The sequence below is a fragment of the Pseudomonas sp. FSO-7 genome, from assembly GCF_059579345.1.
This window is the reverse complement of record NZ_CM184193.1, coordinates 1,529,779-1,545,688: the sequence shown is the minus strand read 5'-3', so window position 1 is coordinate 1,545,688 and position 15,910 is coordinate 1,529,779. Positions and strand designations below refer to the sequence as shown.

Here is a 15,910-nt window from a genome sequence, read left to right as displayed (position 1 = left end):
CATGGACCAGACTGCTCAACCACCTCATTACTTCACCAACTACCGCAAGCTCATTTCCCTCGCTGACCAGGGTTGGCAGGGCACCGAGGCCGGAAAAATCTCAGGGCTGAATGTCGAGGTCAAGACACCCAATGTGCTGGTCGACCAATACGGTCGGACGTTTCATCACTTCTGCACCACGTCCTACCTGGGCCTGGACTATCACCCCGCGCTGCTGGACGGCGCCATGACCGCCCTGTGGGAAGCCGGGACCCTGCGGGTTGCCAACTCAAGGAATCGCTGCAAACTGGCGATCCTGGACCAATACGAAAGCCAATTGTCGGAGCTGTTCGGCGCCAGTTGCCTCAGTGCCCTGTCTTGCAGTGCGGCCAGCGCCGGGATCCTGCCGCTGCTGGCCAGCGGCGCATTCACCCACAATCGCGCGCCCGTCATGGTGTTCGACAAACGTGCCCATCATTCAATGAACCACAGCAAGGCCGCCTGCGCCGATGAAACCCAGGTCATCACCTGCCCGCACAACGACATGGACTTCATCGAAGACGTGTGCAAACGCCAGCGCGACGTGGCGTACGTGGCCGACGGCGCCTACAGCATGGGCGGAATGGCGGACCTGGACAGCCTGATGTACCTCAAGCAACGTTATGGCCTGTTTCTTTACCTGGACGACTCTCACGCCCTGTCCGCAGTCGGGGAGTCCGGCGCCGGCCTGGTCCGCTCGCGGCTCCCGGCGGTGGACGAACGCACCCTGATCGTGGCCTCGCTGGCCAAGTCATTCGGCGCCAGTGGCGGACTGGTCATGTTTGGCTGTGAACGGCACAAGGCGCTGGTGCAGCGCTACGGTGGGCCGAGCAATTGGTCCCAGAGCCTGAACGCAGCGGCCATTGGCGCCGGCATGGCGTCGATCCGCCTGCACCGCAGCCGGGAATTCACTGCCTTGCAGGAGCGTTTGCAGGCTAATATCCGCCTCTTCGACAGCCTCGTGCGGACCGGACAGCGCGGCACTCCCATGGCAATCCGTATGGTGCCTTGCGGTGACGCGGCCCAGGCCAATAACCTGGCGGTCGAACTGGCCGAACTGGGGTATTTCACCTCGGCGGTCTTTTTCCCCGTGGTGCCGCAAGGCAAGGCCGCCATTCGCATTACCCTGCGCGCCGACATGGAGCCGGACGTGATTCGCTCGTTTTGCGAAAAGATCACCGCACTGCTGCTGACCCACGGGCGTGACCTCCGCCCTTGAGACAGGACGCTCGATGAAGAACCGTACAACCCTGATCGTCACCTGCGCCACCGTTTTCCTGGCACAACTGGGCATGAGCATCTACTTGCCGGCCCTGCCCGCAATCGCCCGGGATCTTGGTGCCGATGCGTCCCGGGTTTCCTGGGGCCTGTCGGTCTACCTGATCGGCATGGCGCTGCCCATGTTGCTGTGGGGCAGCCTGAGCCAGCGCCTGGGGCGCAAGCCGGTCTTGCTGGCGGCTTTGGGGTTGTACGGCCTGGGCAACCTGGCCTTGCCGCTGGGCACAACCGTGGAGGCGTTCCTGACGCTCAGGTTGATCCAGGGCATCGGTGCCAGTGGTATTTCGGTGATGGCGCGGGTCTTGATTCGCGACAGTTTCAGCGGCGACCTGTTGGCCAAGGCCCTGTCCTGGATATCGATCGCCTTTGTGATTGCCCTCGGTATCGGCCAATACCTGGGCTCGCTGATCCAGGCCGCTTTCGGCTGGGAGGCGATTTTCCAAGGCTTGGGCGCCGTCAGCCTGGCCATGGCCGCGGCGGTGTCCCGGACCAGGTTCCCGACGCTGGCGCACACCAGCAACGGGCAATCGGCATGGGGTATCTACGGGCAGATATTCCGGCAACGGGCGTTCCTGCTGCCGGCCTTGGCCGGTGGGCTGGGTTACGGCGTGATCGTCGCCTTCAACACCGCCGCGCCGCTGATCCTGCAGGAGAGCTTTCACTGGTCGGCCATCGAATATGGCCTGCTGGGCTGGCCGATCAGTGCGGCGTACCTGCTCGGGGCGCTGGCGGTGAACGCGTTTGTGCTACGCACCGGTCAACGGCGAATGATGGACTGGGGCATCGCGCTGGTGCTGGGCGGCAGCATGACCATGCTGGCAGGCAGCCTCACCCTGAGCAGCATCGCGCTGCTCTTCTGGCTGCCGTATTGCTTCGCGGTGTTTGGCCAATCGTTGATCTATCCCATCAGCCTGTCCCTGGCCAATGAAGGCTCACCGGTGGCCGGCGCTTATGCCATGGCGCTGAGCGGGTTCCTGCACCAACTGATGGCCTCGGTGATCGGCGCCATGGCCAGCCTGTTGTTGAGCCAGCAGGCCTGGCCGTTGGCGGCGTTGTGTGCACTGTTGGGGGCGGCGGCGATGCTCTGCGTGAGGTTCGTGCCGCCCCGGGTCGCTTAGAACGCGCTGCGGAAAATCTCTTCGATCTGCCGCTGGTCCGCCGCCCGTGGGTTGGTCAGGCCGCACGCGTCTTTCAAGGCGTTGGCGGCCAGCACCGGTACGTCGTTGAGGCGCACGCCCAAGTCACGCAAACCGGCCGGAATGTCCACGTCATGGGCCAGGCTGCGGATCGCCGCTATAGCATTGCGGGCCCCCTCTTCCGGGCTGTAGCCACGTGTATCGGCGCCCATGGCATGGGCCACATCGGTCAGGCGAGCGGCGCACACCGAGGCGTTGAAACTCTGTACATGGGGCAACAGCACTGCGTTGCACACGCCGTGAGGCAAGTCGTAAAAGCCACCCAGTTGATGGGCCATTGCATGCACGAAACCCAACGACGCATTGTTGAACGCCATCCCCGCGAGAAACTGCGCGTAGGCCATGTTTTCCCGCGCCACCAGATCGTTGCCGTCGCGCACGGCCAGGCGCAGGTTGTTGCTGATCAGAGTGATGGCCTTCAGGGCGCAGGCATCGGTAATCGGATTGGCGGCGGTGGAGACATAAGCCTCGATCGCATGGGTCAGTGCATCCATGCCGGTGGCGGCCGTCAGGCCCTTGGGCATCGCCACCATTAACGCCGGGTCGTTCACCGACATCAGCGGGGTCACATTGCGATCGACAATCGCCATTTTCACGTGGCGTGTCTCGTCGGTGATGATGCAAAAACGGGTCATCTCGCTGGCAGTGCCGGCCGTGGTGTTGATGGCGATCAACGGCAATTGCGGCTTGCTCGAACGGTCGACGCCTTCATAGTCACGGATCTGCCCGCCGTTGGTGGCGCACAACGCGATACCCTTGGCGCAATCGTGAGGGGAACCGCCGCCCAGGGACACCACGAAATCGCACCGGCTCTCCAGCAACAAACCCAGCCCGAGCTCGACATTGGTAATACTTGGGTTGGGCTTGGCACCGTCGAAAATCACCGAATCGATGTCCTGCAGCGCCAGCAGCTCGGCTACCTTGCTAGCGACGCCGGCCTTGGCCAGCCCCACGTCGGTGACGATCAGCGCCTTGCGAAAGCCGTAGTTGCGGATGGCGGTCATCGCTTCATCCAGGCAACCCAGCCCCATGATGTTCACGGCGGGAATGAAAAAAGTACTGCTCATGGGGTCACGCTCCTGATAGAGGCCGGATCGGCAGGACCTACAGAATGACCCCGTAGTCACGACGCATCTTGATCTGGCTCAAGACTGGGGCGTGATAAAGTCGCGGCCTGCCTTTGCCACGTTTTGAGATGATCCTTGCAATGACCGATTTCCAGGAATACGACACCCGGCTCGAAGACTGGGAGACCGTGCGCGCCGACACCGCCTTCAGCGGCCTGCTGGTAGGCAATGGGGCCAGCCGCGCGGTGTGGGACGATTTCGGATATGACTCGCTGTTCGAAAATGCCCGCACCGTCGAGGAAAAACCCTTGAGCCCGTCGGAACTGAGTGTGTTCGACGCAATGCAGACCCGCAGTTTCGAACAAGTGCTCGGGGCGCTGAAAACCACCAGTCGGGTCAACAAGGCCCTGGCCGTCAGCTCCGCCGCCCCGCGTAACCGCTATTACGCGATCAAGGAAGCGCTGATCAACACCGTGCACGCGGTGCACATCCCCTGGCGGCTGGTGCAACCGTCGACCCTGGCGACGCTCAACCAGGAGCTGAGCCGCTACCGCACGGTGTTCACCACCAACTACGACCTGCTCAACTACTGGGCGATCCAGCATAGGGCCGAGACCATCAGCGACCTGTTCTTCGGCGATGACCACAGTTTCGACCTGAGCCAGGCGACCACGGACAAACCACGCCTGCTGTACCTGCACGGCGGTCTGCACCTGGTGCGCAACCAGGACGGCACGGCGCGCAAGCTCACGTCCACCGAAGGCACCTTGCTAGGCAGTTTCGCCATCAACAACACGATCAAGACCCTCGACGACGTACCGCTGTTCGTCAATGAAGGCCCCAGCGCCGACAAGCTCAAGACCATCCGCAGCAGCGATTACCTGTCGTTCTGCTACGACCAGTTGCTGCAGCACGGCGACAACCTGTGCCTGTTCGGCCATGCCTTGGGCGAACAGGACCGGCACATTGTCCATGCCCTGCGCCTGGCCGCCCCGAAAACCGTGGCGGTTTCGATCTATCCCCGTAGCCAGGCGTTCATCCAGCATCAGAAGCGCCATTACGCCAAGGTGTTCCAGGGGCTGGAGGTGCAATTGCGCTTCTTCGATGCCAAGAGCCACCCGCTGGGCGATCCGAAGCTGTCGGTGCCGGTGGAGGTTTAAAGGCAGGGTAAACGTGAGTGGCGAGGGGGTTCACTTGTGGGAGCAAAGCTTGCTCGCGATGAACAATAACTCGGCTAGCCTGCACAATCGCAGCGCCTGCATCGCCGGCCAGCCTTGCTCCCACAGGTTCCCTCGCCACAGATCCTCTTATTACCGTCCTGTCAGAGCGCAACCACGGTCTTGTCCTTGATGACCGTCGTCGGTCCGTTGGCCTTGACGCTGGCGATGCCCTTGTCCCGGGCAGCGTCCGATGAGTACGCCTCGCTGCTGCCAATCACTTCGTGGTTGCCGGCCTTGAGGTTGAAGTACGGATGGCCGTCCTTGGTGTTCTTGAGTTCATAGCGCTCGGCCAACGGACTGTTTTTCTGCACCGCAGCAATGCCACCGTCGGCGCCGCTGCGGGTGGTGTACAGCTCGCTGGTCAAGATGGTCTCGGCGTTGGCCGCCTTGAGCACAAACCGAAACTGGCCACTGCTGCTTTTGCTGATTTCGTACCATCCAGACATGATTGTTCTCCAGGCAATGAGGGCATGCCCCGAGAGTAAAGACCCACTGCGCTTGCCTTGCCAGTGCGGTACTACAAAGTGATAGCCGTGCCCAACAGGGTCAGGAACCCCGCCAGCCAGTTGGGGTGCGCAGGCCAGGCCGGTGCGGTCGCGAGATTGCCCTGGACATGGCCTTGGGTCACGGGAATATCGATATAGGTCCCGCCAGCGAGCCGTACTTCCGGGGCGCACGCCGGGTAGGCGCTGCATTCGCGCCCTTCGAGGATGCCCGCCGCCGCCAGCAATTGCGCACCGTGGCACACCGCGGCAATCGGCTTGCCCGCCAGATCGAAATCGCGCACCAACTGCAGGACGGCTTCGTCCAGGCGCAGGTATTCCGGCGCACGCCCACCCGGCACCAGCAGCGCGTCATAGTCAGCGGCCTGAACATTGGCAAAATCATGATTGAGGGCGAACAAGTGCCCCGGTTTTTCACTGTAGGTCTGGTCGCCTTCGAAATCGTGAATCGCCGTGCGCACCGTCTGCCCGGCCTTTTTGCCCGGGCACACCGCGTGCACGGTGTGACCGATCATCTGCAAGGCCTGGAACGGCACCATGACTTCATAATCTTCGACGTAATCGCCGACCAGCATCAGAATTTTCTTGGCAGCCATGGGAAGGGCTCCTTTGAGAATGCGTGAGGGGTGAACGCATTAAAGGTAGACCGGTACGTCGGTAGATGAGGGATAAGCGGTGATTACCTGACGGGCTGCACATCGCTGGATGCAACTTGTGGGAGCGAGCTTGCTCGCAATTCAGACGATGCGATCCTTCAGGCGCACCGCGTTATCGTTCATCGCGAGCAAGCTCGCTCCCACAGGAGGATCATGCTGTCAGGCGAGATAACCATCCGCCCGCAGCAGCGTTTCGAGGCAGTGCTCGGTGATGTGGTAGAAGGCCTTGAGTTCTTCGATTTTTGCCAGCAGCTCGGTGGGGTTCTCAGGTTCGGCGCGTTTGACGGCCAGGATCATCTTGTTCTTGTTGGTGTGGTCCAGGGAGATGAACTCGAAGACCTTGGTCTCGTAGCCGCAGGCTTCCAGAAACAGCGCCCGCAAGCTGTCGGTGACCATTTCCGCCTGCTGGCCCAGATGCAGGCCGTATTGCAGCATCGGCTTGAGCAAGGCCGGACTCTGGATCTGCAGGCGGATCTGCTTGTGGCAGCACGGCGAGCACATGATGATCGAGGCGCCCGAGCGAATGCCCATGTGGATCGCGTAGTCGGTGGCGATGTCGCAGGCGTGCAAGGCGATCATCACATCCACCGCGCTCGGCGCCACGCTGCGCACGTCGCCGTGCTGGAAGCTCAGGCCCGGGTGTTCCAGACGCGCGGCGGCTTCGTTGCACAGCTTGACCATGTCTTCGCGCAGCTCGACACCGGTCACCATGCCTTCGGCCTGCAAAGTGTTGCGCAAGTAATCATGGATGGCGAAGGTCAGGTAGCCCTTGCCCGAACCGAAATCCGAGACCCGCACCGGTTTGTCCAGGGCCAGTGGCGAAGACGTCAGCGCGTGGCTGAAGACCTCGATGAACTTGTTGATCTGCTTCCACTTGCGCGACATCGCCGGAATCAGCTCGTGCTTGTGGTTGGTCACGCCCAGGTCGGCCAAGAATGGCCGGCTCAGGTCGAGGAAGCGGTTTTTCTCGCGGTTGTGCTCGGCAGACGGCACTTCCCGCAGTTGCTGGGGCTTGCTCTTGAACAGCGAGCTCTTGCCCTTCTTGCTGTACTCCAACTGCGCCTCGTCGGTAACCGCCAGTAAATGCGCGTTCTTGAACGACGCTGGCAACAGCGCGGCGACGGTGTCCACGCCTTCGGCCAGCGGGAAATTCTTGGTGATGTCCCGGGTCTTGTAGCGGTAGACAAAGGACAGGCACGGCAGGTCCTTGACCGTCAGTTGCTTGATGATCAGCCGCTGGAGGTCCGCCTCCTCCCCCACGTACTTGGCCAACACCAGTTTGATGAAAGCATTTTGTTCAAGGCTGGTTTGCAGCAGCTCGATGAACTGGGCGTGGTGATCCGGCGCGGGACGGGCGGGGGTGGCGGTGACAGACATGAAAAAAGCGGCCTCGGGGCGGGCGAATCGGGAATGGCGGGTATTTTAGGGGGGATGGGGAGTGAGGGCACGGGAAAAATCAATTGTGACGAGGGGATTTATCCCCGCTAGGGGCGTAGCCCCCAATAACCGACAACCGGTTATGCAGGGAGACCCGGTCGCCTGGTTTGGGTCTGCTGCGCAGACCAGCGGGGATAAATCCCCTCGCCACAACGGGGTCCGGCAGAAATTTATTTCAACCCAAAACCACCAACCGATTCGGCAGCTCATTGCGCTCGTGGGTCAGCGGCACGTGTTCCTTGAGCAATTCGCCACAGGCTTCGATGCAAGTCACGAACCCCTGCAAGGTCTGCCCCTGGCGAACCTGTTGGGTGAACGTTGCGACGATGGCGTCCCAACACTTGTTGTCCAGGTGTTTGGAAATGCCTTCATCGACCAGGATTTCCACATAACGCTCGGCCTCGCAGACAAAAATCAGCACGCCCGTGCTACCCACGGTGTGGTGCAGGTTCTGTTCGAGGAATTGCCGGCGCGCCAGGTTGGAGGCCCGCCAGTGACGCACGGAACGAGGGATCAGGTGCGTGGTGACCCTGGGGATGCGGAACACCAGGCACAACACGATGAAACTGACCCATTGCACCAGCAACAGGCTGTGCAGGGCCAACCAGCCGGTGAGGTAATGGACCACGCCGGGCACCACCAGGGCCAACAGGCTCGCCCACAGCAGTGGGATGTAAGCGTAATCGTCGGCGCGGGCGGCCAGCACCGTGACCAGTTCGGCGTCGGTATGCCGCTCGACCCGGGCGATGGCCTCGGCGACCTTGCGTTGTTCGTGTTCAGTCAGTAATGCCATGGTTAAAAGTGCCTGCTCATTCTCATTATTATTGTCACCAGCCGCCCGACGAACCGCCGCCCCCGAAACTGCCACCGCCACCGCTGAAGCCGCCGCCCCCACCGCCTCCACCACTGAAGCCGCCCCCACCGGAGCCGCCCGAACGACTGGAGCCGCCGCTTCCAGTCGGCAGGATACCGAGCATCTGGCAGACCAATATCGTCAAAATAAACAGTATCACCAGGAAGATGAACAGCCCTGGATGGCGCTCGACGAAATCGCCCTGCTCCTGCTGCCCATCCGCACCGTATGCCGGCGCCGGCTCGTCCAGCGGGCTGCCGCCCAGCACCACCAGCATCGCCGCGACGCCATCGCTGATGCCTTTGTTGAAGTTGCCGGTCTTGAAGGCCGGGGTGATCACCTGGTTGATGATCACCGAACTCTGCGCGTCGGTCAGGCGGTCCTCCAGGCCGTAGCCCACTTCGATGCGCAGTTTACGGTCATCCCGGGCGACGATCAGCAGCGCGCCGTTGTTTTTATCCTTCTGCCCGATGCCCCAGTGGCGCCCCAGTTGATAACCGAAATCCTCGATGCTGCTGCCCTGCAGGTCCGCCAGGGTCACGACGACCACCTGCTCGCCGGTCGCCTGTTCATGGGCCTTGAGCTGCGTCTCCAGTTGCACGCGCACCGAAGGGTCGAGCATCTGGGCGGTGTCGACCACTCGTCCGGTCAGTGCCGGAAACTTCAGCTCGGCCTGGGCCGTGATGGCAAAGACCCAGAGCAACAGCACCAGGCCAAATTTCAACACTCGCATCAGAACTCCTGTGTGGGAGCGAGCGGGTGTGGAAGCTGAGCTTGCTCGCGATGAAGGCACCTCGGTCTTTCTAATGACCGCGTTATCGTTCATCGCGAGCAAGCGTTGCTCACACAGGCTCGCTCCCACAGTTTTTTTCAGAACTTCACTTCAGGGGCTTTCTCGGCATTGGGGCTGGTAGCCTCGAAGGTTTCGCGGATCGGCAGGTCGCTGTACATCACGCTGTGCCACAGGCGTCCCGGGAACGTGCGGATCTCGGTGTTGTACTTCTGCACCGCCAGGATGAAGTCGCGGCGGGCCACGGCGATGCGGTTCTCGGTGCCTTCGAGCTGCGATTGCAGCGCCAGGAAGTTCTGGTTGGCCTTGAGGTCCGGATAACGCTCGACCACCACCATCAACCGGCTCAACGCGCCACTCAACTGGTCCTGGGCCTGCTGGAACTGCTTGAGTTTTTCCGGGTTGTCCAAGGTGCTGGCGTCCACCTGGATCGACGTGGCCTTGGCCCGCGCTTCAACCACGGCGGTCAGGGTTTCCTGCTCGTGCTGGGCGTAGCCCTTGACGGTTTCCACCAGGTTGGGAATCAGGTCGGCGCGGCGCTGGTACTGGTTCTGCACTTGGCCCCAGGCGGCCTTGGCCTGTTCGTCCAGGGTCGGGATGTTATTGATGCCACAACCGGACAACAACGTGGTGAGCAGCATCAAGGCCAGCATCGGCAGGCTGCGAAGGTGGTTCAGTCGTGGATTCATTGGATGAAGCGCTCCCTGGCATGACATTGGAAAAACCCGGCCACCTATCTCACTGGCGTCTGGGGCATAATCTGCCGCCGCACTGGATTGAAACGGGTCGATGGGCTAAAAGATGCGCAGTGCGAAACTAAGTTCAGCCCAATGGGTTCGAAAGTGTGCTGCATTTAACTGAACAACAATAGCCGCTCCTCACATTTTGGCTGACCGGCGTGGCGTGATCCCCGCCCTTTAGGCTTGCGAGAAAACTATTCATGAAGAAGCTGTGTTTGCTGGGCCTGTTTGTCACCCTGGCCAGTCAATCCGTATTTGCCGACAACCTGCCCGCCCCCATAGAGAACAAGGACGCGTTCATCAGCAACCTGATGAAGCAGATGACCCTCGAGGAAAAGATCGGCCAATTGCGCCTGATCAGCATCGGCCCGGAAATGCCCCGGGAGATGATTCGCAAGGAAATCGCCACCGGCAACATCGGTGGCACGTTCAACTCCATCACCCGCGATGAGAACCGTCCGATGCAGGACGCGGCCATGCGCAGCCGGTTGAAGATCCCGATGTTCTTCGCCTATGACGTGATCCATGGCCACCGCACGATTTTCCCGATCCCCCTGGCCCTGGCCTCGAGCTGGGACATGGACGCCATCTACCACTCCGGTCGCATCGCGGCCAAGGAAGCGGCGGCCGACAGCCTGGACATTACCTTCGCGCCCATGGTCGACATTTCCCGCGACCCACGTTGGGGCCGGACTTCCGAGGGTTTTGGCGAGGACACCTACCTGGTGTCGCGCATTGCCGGGGTGATGGTCAAGGCATTCCAGGGCAACGGCGCCAACGCGGCCGACAGCATCATGGCCAGCGTCAAGCACTTCGCCCTCTACGGCGCGGTGGAAGGCGGCCGGGACTACAACACCGTGGACATGAGTCCGCTGAAAATGTATCAGGACTACCTGCCCCCCTACCGCGCCGCCATCGACGCCGGAGCCGGCGGGGTGATGGTCGCGTTGAACTCCATCAACGGCATGCCGGCCACGGCCAACACCTGGCTGATGAACGACCTGCTGCGCAAGGAATGGGGCTTCAAGGGCCTGGCGGTCAGTGACCACGGCGCCATCTTCGAACTGATCAAGCACGGCGTCGCCAAGGACGGTCGCGAAGCGGCGAAGCTGGCGATCAAGGCCGGCATCGACATGAGCATGAACGACTCGCTCTACGGCAAGGAACTGCCAGGGCTGCTCAAGGCCGGCGAGATCGAGCAGAGCGACATCGACAACGCGGTGCGCGAAGTGCTTGCCGCCAAGTACGACATGGGCCTGTTCAAGGATCCGTACCTGCGCATCGGCAAGGCTGAGGACGACCCGGCCGACACCTACGCCGAAAGCCGCCTGCACCGCGCCGATGCTCGTGACGTGGCGCGCCGCAGCCTGGTGCTGCTGGAAAACCGCAACCAGACCCTGCCCCTGAAGAAGAGCGCGAAGATCGCCCTGGTCGGCCCGCTGGCCAAGGCACCGATCGACATGATGGGCAGCTGGGCCGCGGCCGGACGCCCTGCGCAATCGGTGACCCTGTTCGACGGCATGACCCGGGCCCTGGGCACCGAGTCGAAGCTGATCTACGCCCGTGGCGCCAACATCACCGGCGACAAGAAGGTGCTCGACTACCTGAACTTCCTCAACTTTGACGCCCCGGAAGTGGTAGATGACCCGCGCCCGGCCCAGGTGCTGATCGACGAAGCGGTGCAAGCCGCCAAGGACGCCGATGTGGTGGTGGCCGCCGTGGGTGAGTCCCGTGGCATGTCCCACGAATCGTCGAGCCGTACCGAACTGAACATCCCCGCCAGCCAGCGCGAGCTGATCAAGGCCCTGAAGGCCACCGGCAAGCCGCTGGTGCTGGTGCTGATGAATGGCCGTCCGCTGTCGTTGCTGGAAGAAAAGCAGCAGGCCGATGCGATCCTGGAAACCTGGTTCAGCGGCACCGAAGGCGGCAACGCCATCGCTGATGTGCTGTTTGGCGACTACAACCCGTCGGGCAAATTGCCGATCACCTTCCCACGCTCGGTGGGGCAGATTCCGACCTACTACAACCACCTGAGCATCGGCCGGCCGTTCACGCCGGGCAAACCAGGCAACTACACCTCGCAGTACTTCGACGACACCACCGGCCCGCTCTACCCGTTCGGCTACGGCCTGAGCTACACCGAGTTCAGTCTTTCGGACATGGCCCTGTCATCGACCACGCTGAACAAGACCGGCAAGCTCGATGCCAGCGTGACACTGGAAAACACCGGCAAGCGTGACGGCGAAACCGTGGTGCAGTTGTACATCCAGGACGTGACCGGCTCGATCATTCGTCCGGTGAAAGAGCTGAAGAACTTCCGCAAGGTGATGCTCAAGGCCGGCGAGAAGAAAGTCATCCACTTCACCATCACCGAAGACGACCTGAAGTTCTTCAATGCCCAACTCAAGTACGCGGCTGAACCGGGCAAGTTCAACGTGCAGATCGGCCTGGATTCCCAGGACGTGAAGCAGCAGAGTTTTGAGTTGCTCTGATCCCAGGCAACACAAACTCCCTGTGGGAGCGAGCTTGCTCGCGATAGCGTCAGATCAGTCACATTGATATCGACTGACACTGCGCCATCGCGAGCAAGCTCGCTCCCACAGTTGTATCTGAGTGTTCGGGCTACCCCCGCCGATCCAGCAAGTTCACCACCACCCGATCCACCAACCCCCACAACCGCTGCTTGAACCGCTTCCACAGCGGCCGGCGCTGCCAGGCGTCGAGGCTGACTTGCAGGCTCTGGGCGAAATCCCGCTCGAAACTGGCCGCCACGGCGCTGCTGAGCTGGGAATCCAGGGCTTCAAGGTTGGCTTCCAGGTTGAAGCGCAGGTTCCAGTGATCGAAATTGCACGAGCCGATGCTGACCCAATCATCCACCAGCACCATTTTCAGGTGCAGGAAACACGGCTGGTATTCGAAAATCTGCACGCCGGCCCTGAGCAATCGCGGGTAGTAACGGTGCCCGGCGTAGCGCACGGACGGGTGATCGGTGCGCGGGCCGGTCAACAGCAGGCGCACGTCGATGCCGCGGGCGGCGGCCTTGCGCAAGGAGCGGCGCACGTTCCAGGTCGGCAGGAAATACGGCGTCGCCATCCAGATGCGTTTCTGGCCGCTGTTCAATGCCCGCGACAGCGATTGCAGGATGTCGCGGTGCTGACGGGCGTCGGCATACGCCACCCGGCCCATGCCCTCGCCCACCGGCGGTACCCGGGGCAGGCGCGGCAAGCCGAAATTGGAGGCGGGCTTCCAGGCACGGCGATGGCGGTTGGCGAGCCACTGGCGGTCGAACAGTAACTGCCAGTCGAGCACCAGCGGGCCGACGATTTCCACCATCACTTCGTGCCACTCACAGTGGTCGTCGAGGGGGTTCCAGAATTCATCGGTCACGCCAGTGCCACCGACCACCGCCAGACGTTGATCCACCAATAACAGCTTGCGGTGGTCGCGGTAGAGGTTGCGTACCCAGCGGCGCCAACTCAAGCGATTGTAGAAACGCAACTCCACCCCAGCCTCGGTCAAGCGGTTGCGCAGGCCAAGGGTAAACGCCAGGCTGCCGTAGTCATCGAACAGGCAGCGCACGCGAACGCCCCGCTCGGCGGCCTGGACCAATGCCTGGACCATCGCTTCGGCGCAAGCGCCCGCCTCCACCAGGTACAGCTCCAACTCGACCTGTTCCTGGGCACGGGCGATTTCCACCAGCATGCGTGGGAAAAACTGTGGGCCATCGATCAACAGCTCGAAGCGATTGCCTTCACGCCAGGGAAACACCGGGCCGCTCATGTCAGCGCGCCGTGAAGATCAGCACCGCATTCACCGGCACCGACAGGCTGATGGCCGACAACCCGGCCAGGTTGCGCAGCTTTTCCAGACCCGGCGCCAGATCGAAATCCGCCGCGTTGAGCACCACCGGTTCCAGGGTCACCACTTGGAAGCGGCGTTCATCCAGGCGCGTCGCCAGCAGTTCGACCGGGTACTCATGCTGCTTGCCGTGCAGGTTCACCGTCAGCGGCAGGCGCAACTCCAACTGCGCGCCGTTGGCCAGGTCCTGGATCGGCACCAGATCGATCCTGGCGGTAACGGTGGCTTCGGCAAACTGCTTGATCTCGAACAGCTCGGCGCGCATGCGCTCGTCCCGCAGGGGAATGCCGCTGTTGATGGATTCCAGCTCCACTTCCAGGCGCGCCAAGCCGTCGGGTTGGACTTGGCCGTGCAGCACCAGGAAACGCTGGACCTCGGAAACATTGCCGTTTTTGCTGCTGATAAACGACAGCCGCGACGACTCGCCGTCCAGGTACCAGTCGGCCTGGGCCGGCAACGCTGCGCAGGCCAGCAGCAAGCTGGCGACCGCGTGAGGGAAAAACCGCTTGAACATACACACTCGGAGGGCAGATAAACCTGTGGCGAACCTTAACCGGGCCGAGGGCGCTTGCAAACTGTCTGTTGCAACAGTGAACCGGCGATCCATGAATTCCCGTGGCGAGGGAGCTTGCTCCCGCTTGAGTGCGCAGCACTCGCAAGCTCTTGAATCAGTCGAGAGCTAGGGGCTGCTTCGCCGCCCAGCGGGAGCAAGCTCCCTCGCCATAAAAGGCAGCCGCTGACTCAGATGTCAGGGTTCCAACTGACACCCCTGCCGCTCGCCCAGCCATTGCGCACTGTTGCTGCGCCCCAATCCACTGACGGTGACGCGCCTGGCGTCAACGGTCTCGATAAAATCGCTGGTGGGCACTGACTGCTTCACATACCCCCGGCAATACTCGGCCGGTTGCTCCATCACATAACGGCACGAGCAGTATTCCTTGGCGGTGTAGGCACTGATGATGTCGGGGAAGGCCCGCAACGCCACCCGCTCCAGCCAGACCCAACTGAACAGCGCAATGAGCAGCACCGACAGCAGGGTAAGCAAGATTTTGCACTTCATGGCTGCACCTTCCCGGCGAACGCCGCCATGGCGCGCTTGAGCAGTTCGTTATGGCGATAGCTCCCGTCGCGGTCGTCGCCGTAGCGCACGATCACCAGTTTGGCGCTGGGAATGATGTACAGCGCCTGGCCCCAATGGCCCAGCGCGGCGAAGGTGTCCGGCGGCGCATCGGGCCAGGGGTGAAGCGTCGGATCGGCGGCGCGGTTGAGCCACCAGTGCCCGCCCGGCACGGCTTCGTCCTGGCCGGCCTGGAAGTGCACGAACGGCTCGCGGCTGAACGCGACCCAATCCTTGGGGATCAGTTGCCGTTCGCCCCAACGGCCGTCCCGTTGCATCAACAACCCGACACGCGCCAGGTCCCGCGCCGTGAGGTAGGCATAGGACGATCCCACGAACGTGCCGCTGGCGTCGGTTTCCCACGTAGCGTGGCGGATGCCCAGGGGCTCGAACAGGGCCGTCCAGGGGTAATCGGGATAACGTGCCGCGCCGACGATGTTTTTCAGGGCCGCCGCCAACAGGTTGCTGTCGCCGCTGGAATAGCGGAACGCCTGCCCCGGTGGGCTGAAGCTGTCATGTTTCGCAGTAAACGCCGCCATGTCATGACGCCCGCGGGTGTAGAGCATCGCCACCACCGATGACTTGAGCGGCGCGTATTCGTAGTCCTCCTGCCAGTCCAGGCCCGAAGCCCAGTGGAAAAGATCGGCCAGGGTCAGGCCCGGGTGCCGAATCAGGGGTGGGTAGTATTTGGCTGCCGGATCGTCCAGGGCAAAGCGCTGTTCACCGTAGGCCACGCCAAACACCGTCGCCAGCAGGCTTTTGCTGATGGACCAGGTCAGGTGCGGGGTCTGGGCGGTGGTCGGCCCGGCGTAGCGTTCATAGACCAGCCGACCGTCCTGGATCACCAGCAACGCGTCGCTGCGGATGCCCTCGCGGCTCGTATCGTCCCGGGGTGGGAAGGCGTAATGTTCCAAGGCTTCGACGGCCGGTCCGCTCGGGGTCGGGCCGCTTGGCCATTGCTCGCCGGGCCAGTCTTCGGCCTGGACGCTCAGGTTGAGCAACAGCAGCGGGATCAGGAACCAGCCTTTGGACATGCTTTGGGGCTCGCAGGGTTGAACCTTCGGAGCCTATTCAGACTTGATGACAATTTGAGTTTTGTGTGGCCCCCCTGTGGGAGCGAGCTTGCTCGCGATGGCGGCGTGTCAGCCAACATCATGGTTGCTGATCCGGCGCTATC

Annotated in this window: 15 protein-coding genes; 4 read left to right on the top strand and 11 right to left on the bottom strand. The window is 62.2% G+C overall.

The genetic code is table 11. The features are described 5' to 3' along the window. Position 1: 1 nt before the first annotated feature. Together AC515T_RS06720 and AC515T_RS06715 are read left to right on the top strand one after the other, a co-directional pair. Positions 2 to 1,237 carry an aminotransferase class I/II-fold pyridoxal phosphate-dependent enzyme gene (locus tag AC515T_RS06720; RefSeq protein WP_496531888.1) on the top strand — a complete coding sequence of 412 codons (1,236 nt, stop codon included), beginning with the start codon at positions 2 to 4 and terminating at the stop codon, positions 1,235 to 1,237. A 13-nt stretch (positions 1,238 to 1,250) separates the two neighbouring features. Then, positions 1,251 to 2,414: an MFS transporter gene (locus AC515T_RS06715; RefSeq protein WP_496531887.1), complete on the top strand. Its 1,164-nt coding sequence runs from the start codon at positions 1,251 to 1,253 to the stop codon at positions 2,412 to 2,414. Here AC515T_RS06715 and yiaY read toward each other — a convergent pair. Then, positions 2,411 to 3,559, bottom strand: a complete 1,149-nt coding sequence (yiaY, locus tag AC515T_RS06710) for an L-threonine dehydrogenase (RefSeq protein WP_496531886.1) — start codon at positions 3,557 to 3,559, stop codon at positions 2,411 to 2,413. The two genes, AC515T_RS06715 and yiaY, sit on opposite strands and share 4 nt — an antisense overlap. A 140-nt stretch (positions 3,560 to 3,699) precedes the next feature. Between yiaY and AC515T_RS06705 the strand changes: the two genes are divergently transcribed. After that, positions 3,700 to 4,719, top strand: coding sequence for a DUF4917 family protein (locus AC515T_RS06705; protein ID WP_496531885.1), 1,020 nt, complete (start codon positions 3,700 to 3,702; stop codon positions 4,717 to 4,719). Between the two features lie 161 nt (positions 4,720 to 4,880). Here the strand turns inward: AC515T_RS06705 and AC515T_RS06700 are convergent, their stop codons facing one another. From AC515T_RS06700 to AC515T_RS06675, 6 genes are all read right to left on the bottom strand, one after another. Next, entirely contained in the window at positions 4,881 to 5,225 is a 345-nt protein-coding gene (locus AC515T_RS06700; RefSeq protein WP_496531884.1) for a YegP family protein, read from the bottom strand. A 71-nt stretch (positions 5,226 to 5,296) separates the two neighbouring features. Beyond that, the gene (locus AC515T_RS06695; protein WP_496531883.1) at positions 5,297 to 5,878 is read right to left on the bottom strand and encodes a DJ-1/PfpI family protein; all 582 of its coding nucleotides are present in this window, start codon (positions 5,876 to 5,878) and stop codon (positions 5,297 to 5,299) included. Between the two features lie 219 nt (positions 5,879 to 6,097). Beyond that, positions 6,098 to 7,315, bottom strand: a complete 1,218-nt coding sequence (locus tag AC515T_RS06690; protein WP_496531882.1) for a class I SAM-dependent methyltransferase — start codon at positions 7,313 to 7,315, stop codon at positions 6,098 to 6,100. A 235-nt stretch (positions 7,316 to 7,550) separates the two neighbouring features. Continuing rightward, the gene (locus tag AC515T_RS06685; protein WP_496531881.1) at positions 7,551 to 8,168 is read right to left on the bottom strand and encodes a TPM domain-containing protein; all 618 of its coding nucleotides are present in this window, start codon (positions 8,166 to 8,168) and stop codon (positions 7,551 to 7,553) included. A gap of 34 nt (positions 8,169 to 8,202) precedes the next feature. Then, on the bottom strand, positions 8,203 to 8,961 hold the full coding sequence (locus tag AC515T_RS06680; protein WP_496531880.1) for a TPM domain-containing protein: 759 nt from the start codon (positions 8,959 to 8,961) through the stop codon (positions 8,203 to 8,205). Between the two features lie 137 nt (positions 8,962 to 9,098). Next, complete coding sequence (locus AC515T_RS06675; protein ID WP_496531879.1) at positions 9,099 to 9,707, bottom strand: LemA family protein; 609 nt, start codon at positions 9,705 to 9,707, stop codon at positions 9,099 to 9,101. Positions 9,708 to 9,958: 251 nt separating this feature from the next. Between AC515T_RS06675 and bglX the strand changes: the two genes are divergently transcribed. Then, entirely contained in the window at positions 9,959 to 12,250 is a 2,292-nt protein-coding gene (gene bglX / locus AC515T_RS06670) for a beta-glucosidase BglX (RefSeq protein ID WP_496531878.1), read from the top strand. A 130-nt stretch (positions 12,251 to 12,380) separates the two neighbouring features. Here bglX and AC515T_RS06665 read toward each other — a convergent pair whose 3' ends face one another. The 4 genes from AC515T_RS06665 to AC515T_RS06650 form a co-directional block, all read right to left on the bottom strand. Continuing rightward, positions 12,381 to 13,538, bottom strand: coding sequence for a phospholipase D-like domain-containing protein (locus AC515T_RS06665; RefSeq protein ID WP_496531877.1), 1,158 nt, complete (start codon positions 13,536 to 13,538; stop codon positions 12,381 to 12,383). Position 13,539: 1 nt separating this feature from the next. Then, positions 13,540 to 14,130: a YceI family protein gene (locus AC515T_RS06660; RefSeq protein WP_496531876.1), complete on the bottom strand. Its 591-nt coding sequence runs from the start codon at positions 14,128 to 14,130 to the stop codon at positions 13,540 to 13,542. Between the two features lie 234 nt (positions 14,131 to 14,364). Beyond that, on the bottom strand, positions 14,365 to 14,676 hold the full coding sequence (locus AC515T_RS06655; protein WP_496531875.1) for an amidase: 312 nt from the start codon (positions 14,674 to 14,676) through the stop codon (positions 14,365 to 14,367). Continuing rightward, a complete protein-coding gene (locus tag AC515T_RS06650; protein ID WP_496531874.1) occupies positions 14,673 to 15,767 on the bottom strand; it encodes a serine hydrolase domain-containing protein in 1,095 nt (364 codons plus the stop codon). Before AC515T_RS06650 ends, AC515T_RS06655 begins: the two co-directional genes overlap by 4 nt. Positions 15,768 to 15,910: the final 143 nt, after the last annotated feature.

What these genes read in the sequence shown, in the direction of transcription:
- AC515T_RS06720 (WP_496531888.1), top strand. Translation starts at nt 2, where the DNA reads ATGGACCAGACTGCTCAACCACCTCATTACTTCACCAACTACCGCAAG.
- AC515T_RS06715 (WP_496531887.1), top strand. Translation starts at nt 1,251, where the DNA reads ATGAAGAACCGTACAACCCTGATCGTCACCTGCGCCACCGTTTTCCTG.
- yiaY (WP_496531886.1), bottom strand. Translation starts at nt 3,559, where the DNA reads ATGAGCAGTACTTTTTTCATTCCCGCCGTGAACATCATGGGGCTGGGT.
- AC515T_RS06705 (WP_496531885.1), top strand. Translation starts at nt 3,700, where the DNA reads ATGACCGATTTCCAGGAATACGACACCCGGCTCGAAGACTGGGAGACC.
- AC515T_RS06700 (WP_496531884.1), bottom strand. Translation starts at nt 5,225, where the DNA reads ATGTCTGGATGGTACGAAATCAGCAAAAGCAGCAGTGGCCAGTTTCGG.
- AC515T_RS06695 (WP_496531883.1), bottom strand. Translation starts at nt 5,878, where the DNA reads ATGGCTGCCAAGAAAATTCTGATGCTGGTCGGCGATTACGTCGAAGAT.
- AC515T_RS06690 (WP_496531882.1), bottom strand. Translation starts at nt 7,315, where the DNA reads ATGTCTGTCACCGCCACCCCCGCCCGTCCCGCGCCGGATCACCACGCC.
- AC515T_RS06685 (WP_496531881.1), bottom strand. Translation starts at nt 8,168, where the DNA reads ATGGCATTACTGACTGAACACGAACAACGCAAGGTCGCCGAGGCCATC.
- AC515T_RS06680 (WP_496531880.1), bottom strand. Translation starts at nt 8,961, where the DNA reads ATGCGAGTGTTGAAATTTGGCCTGGTGCTGTTGCTCTGGGTCTTTGCC.
- AC515T_RS06675 (WP_496531879.1), bottom strand. Translation starts at nt 9,707, where the DNA reads ATGAATCCACGACTGAACCACCTTCGCAGCCTGCCGATGCTGGCCTTG.
- bglX (WP_496531878.1), top strand. Translation starts at nt 9,959, where the DNA reads ATGAAGAAGCTGTGTTTGCTGGGCCTGTTTGTCACCCTGGCCAGTCAA.
- AC515T_RS06665 (WP_496531877.1), bottom strand. Translation starts at nt 13,538, where the DNA reads ATGAGCGGCCCGGTGTTTCCCTGGCGTGAAGGCAATCGCTTCGAGCTG.
- AC515T_RS06660 (WP_496531876.1), bottom strand. Translation starts at nt 14,130, where the DNA reads ATGTTCAAGCGGTTTTTCCCTCACGCGGTCGCCAGCTTGCTGCTGGCC.
- AC515T_RS06655 (WP_496531875.1), bottom strand. Translation starts at nt 14,676, where the DNA reads ATGAAGTGCAAAATCTTGCTTACCCTGCTGTCGGTGCTGCTCATTGCG.
- AC515T_RS06650 (WP_496531874.1), bottom strand. Translation starts at nt 15,767, where the DNA reads ATGTCCAAAGGCTGGTTCCTGATCCCGCTGCTGTTGCTCAACCTGAGC.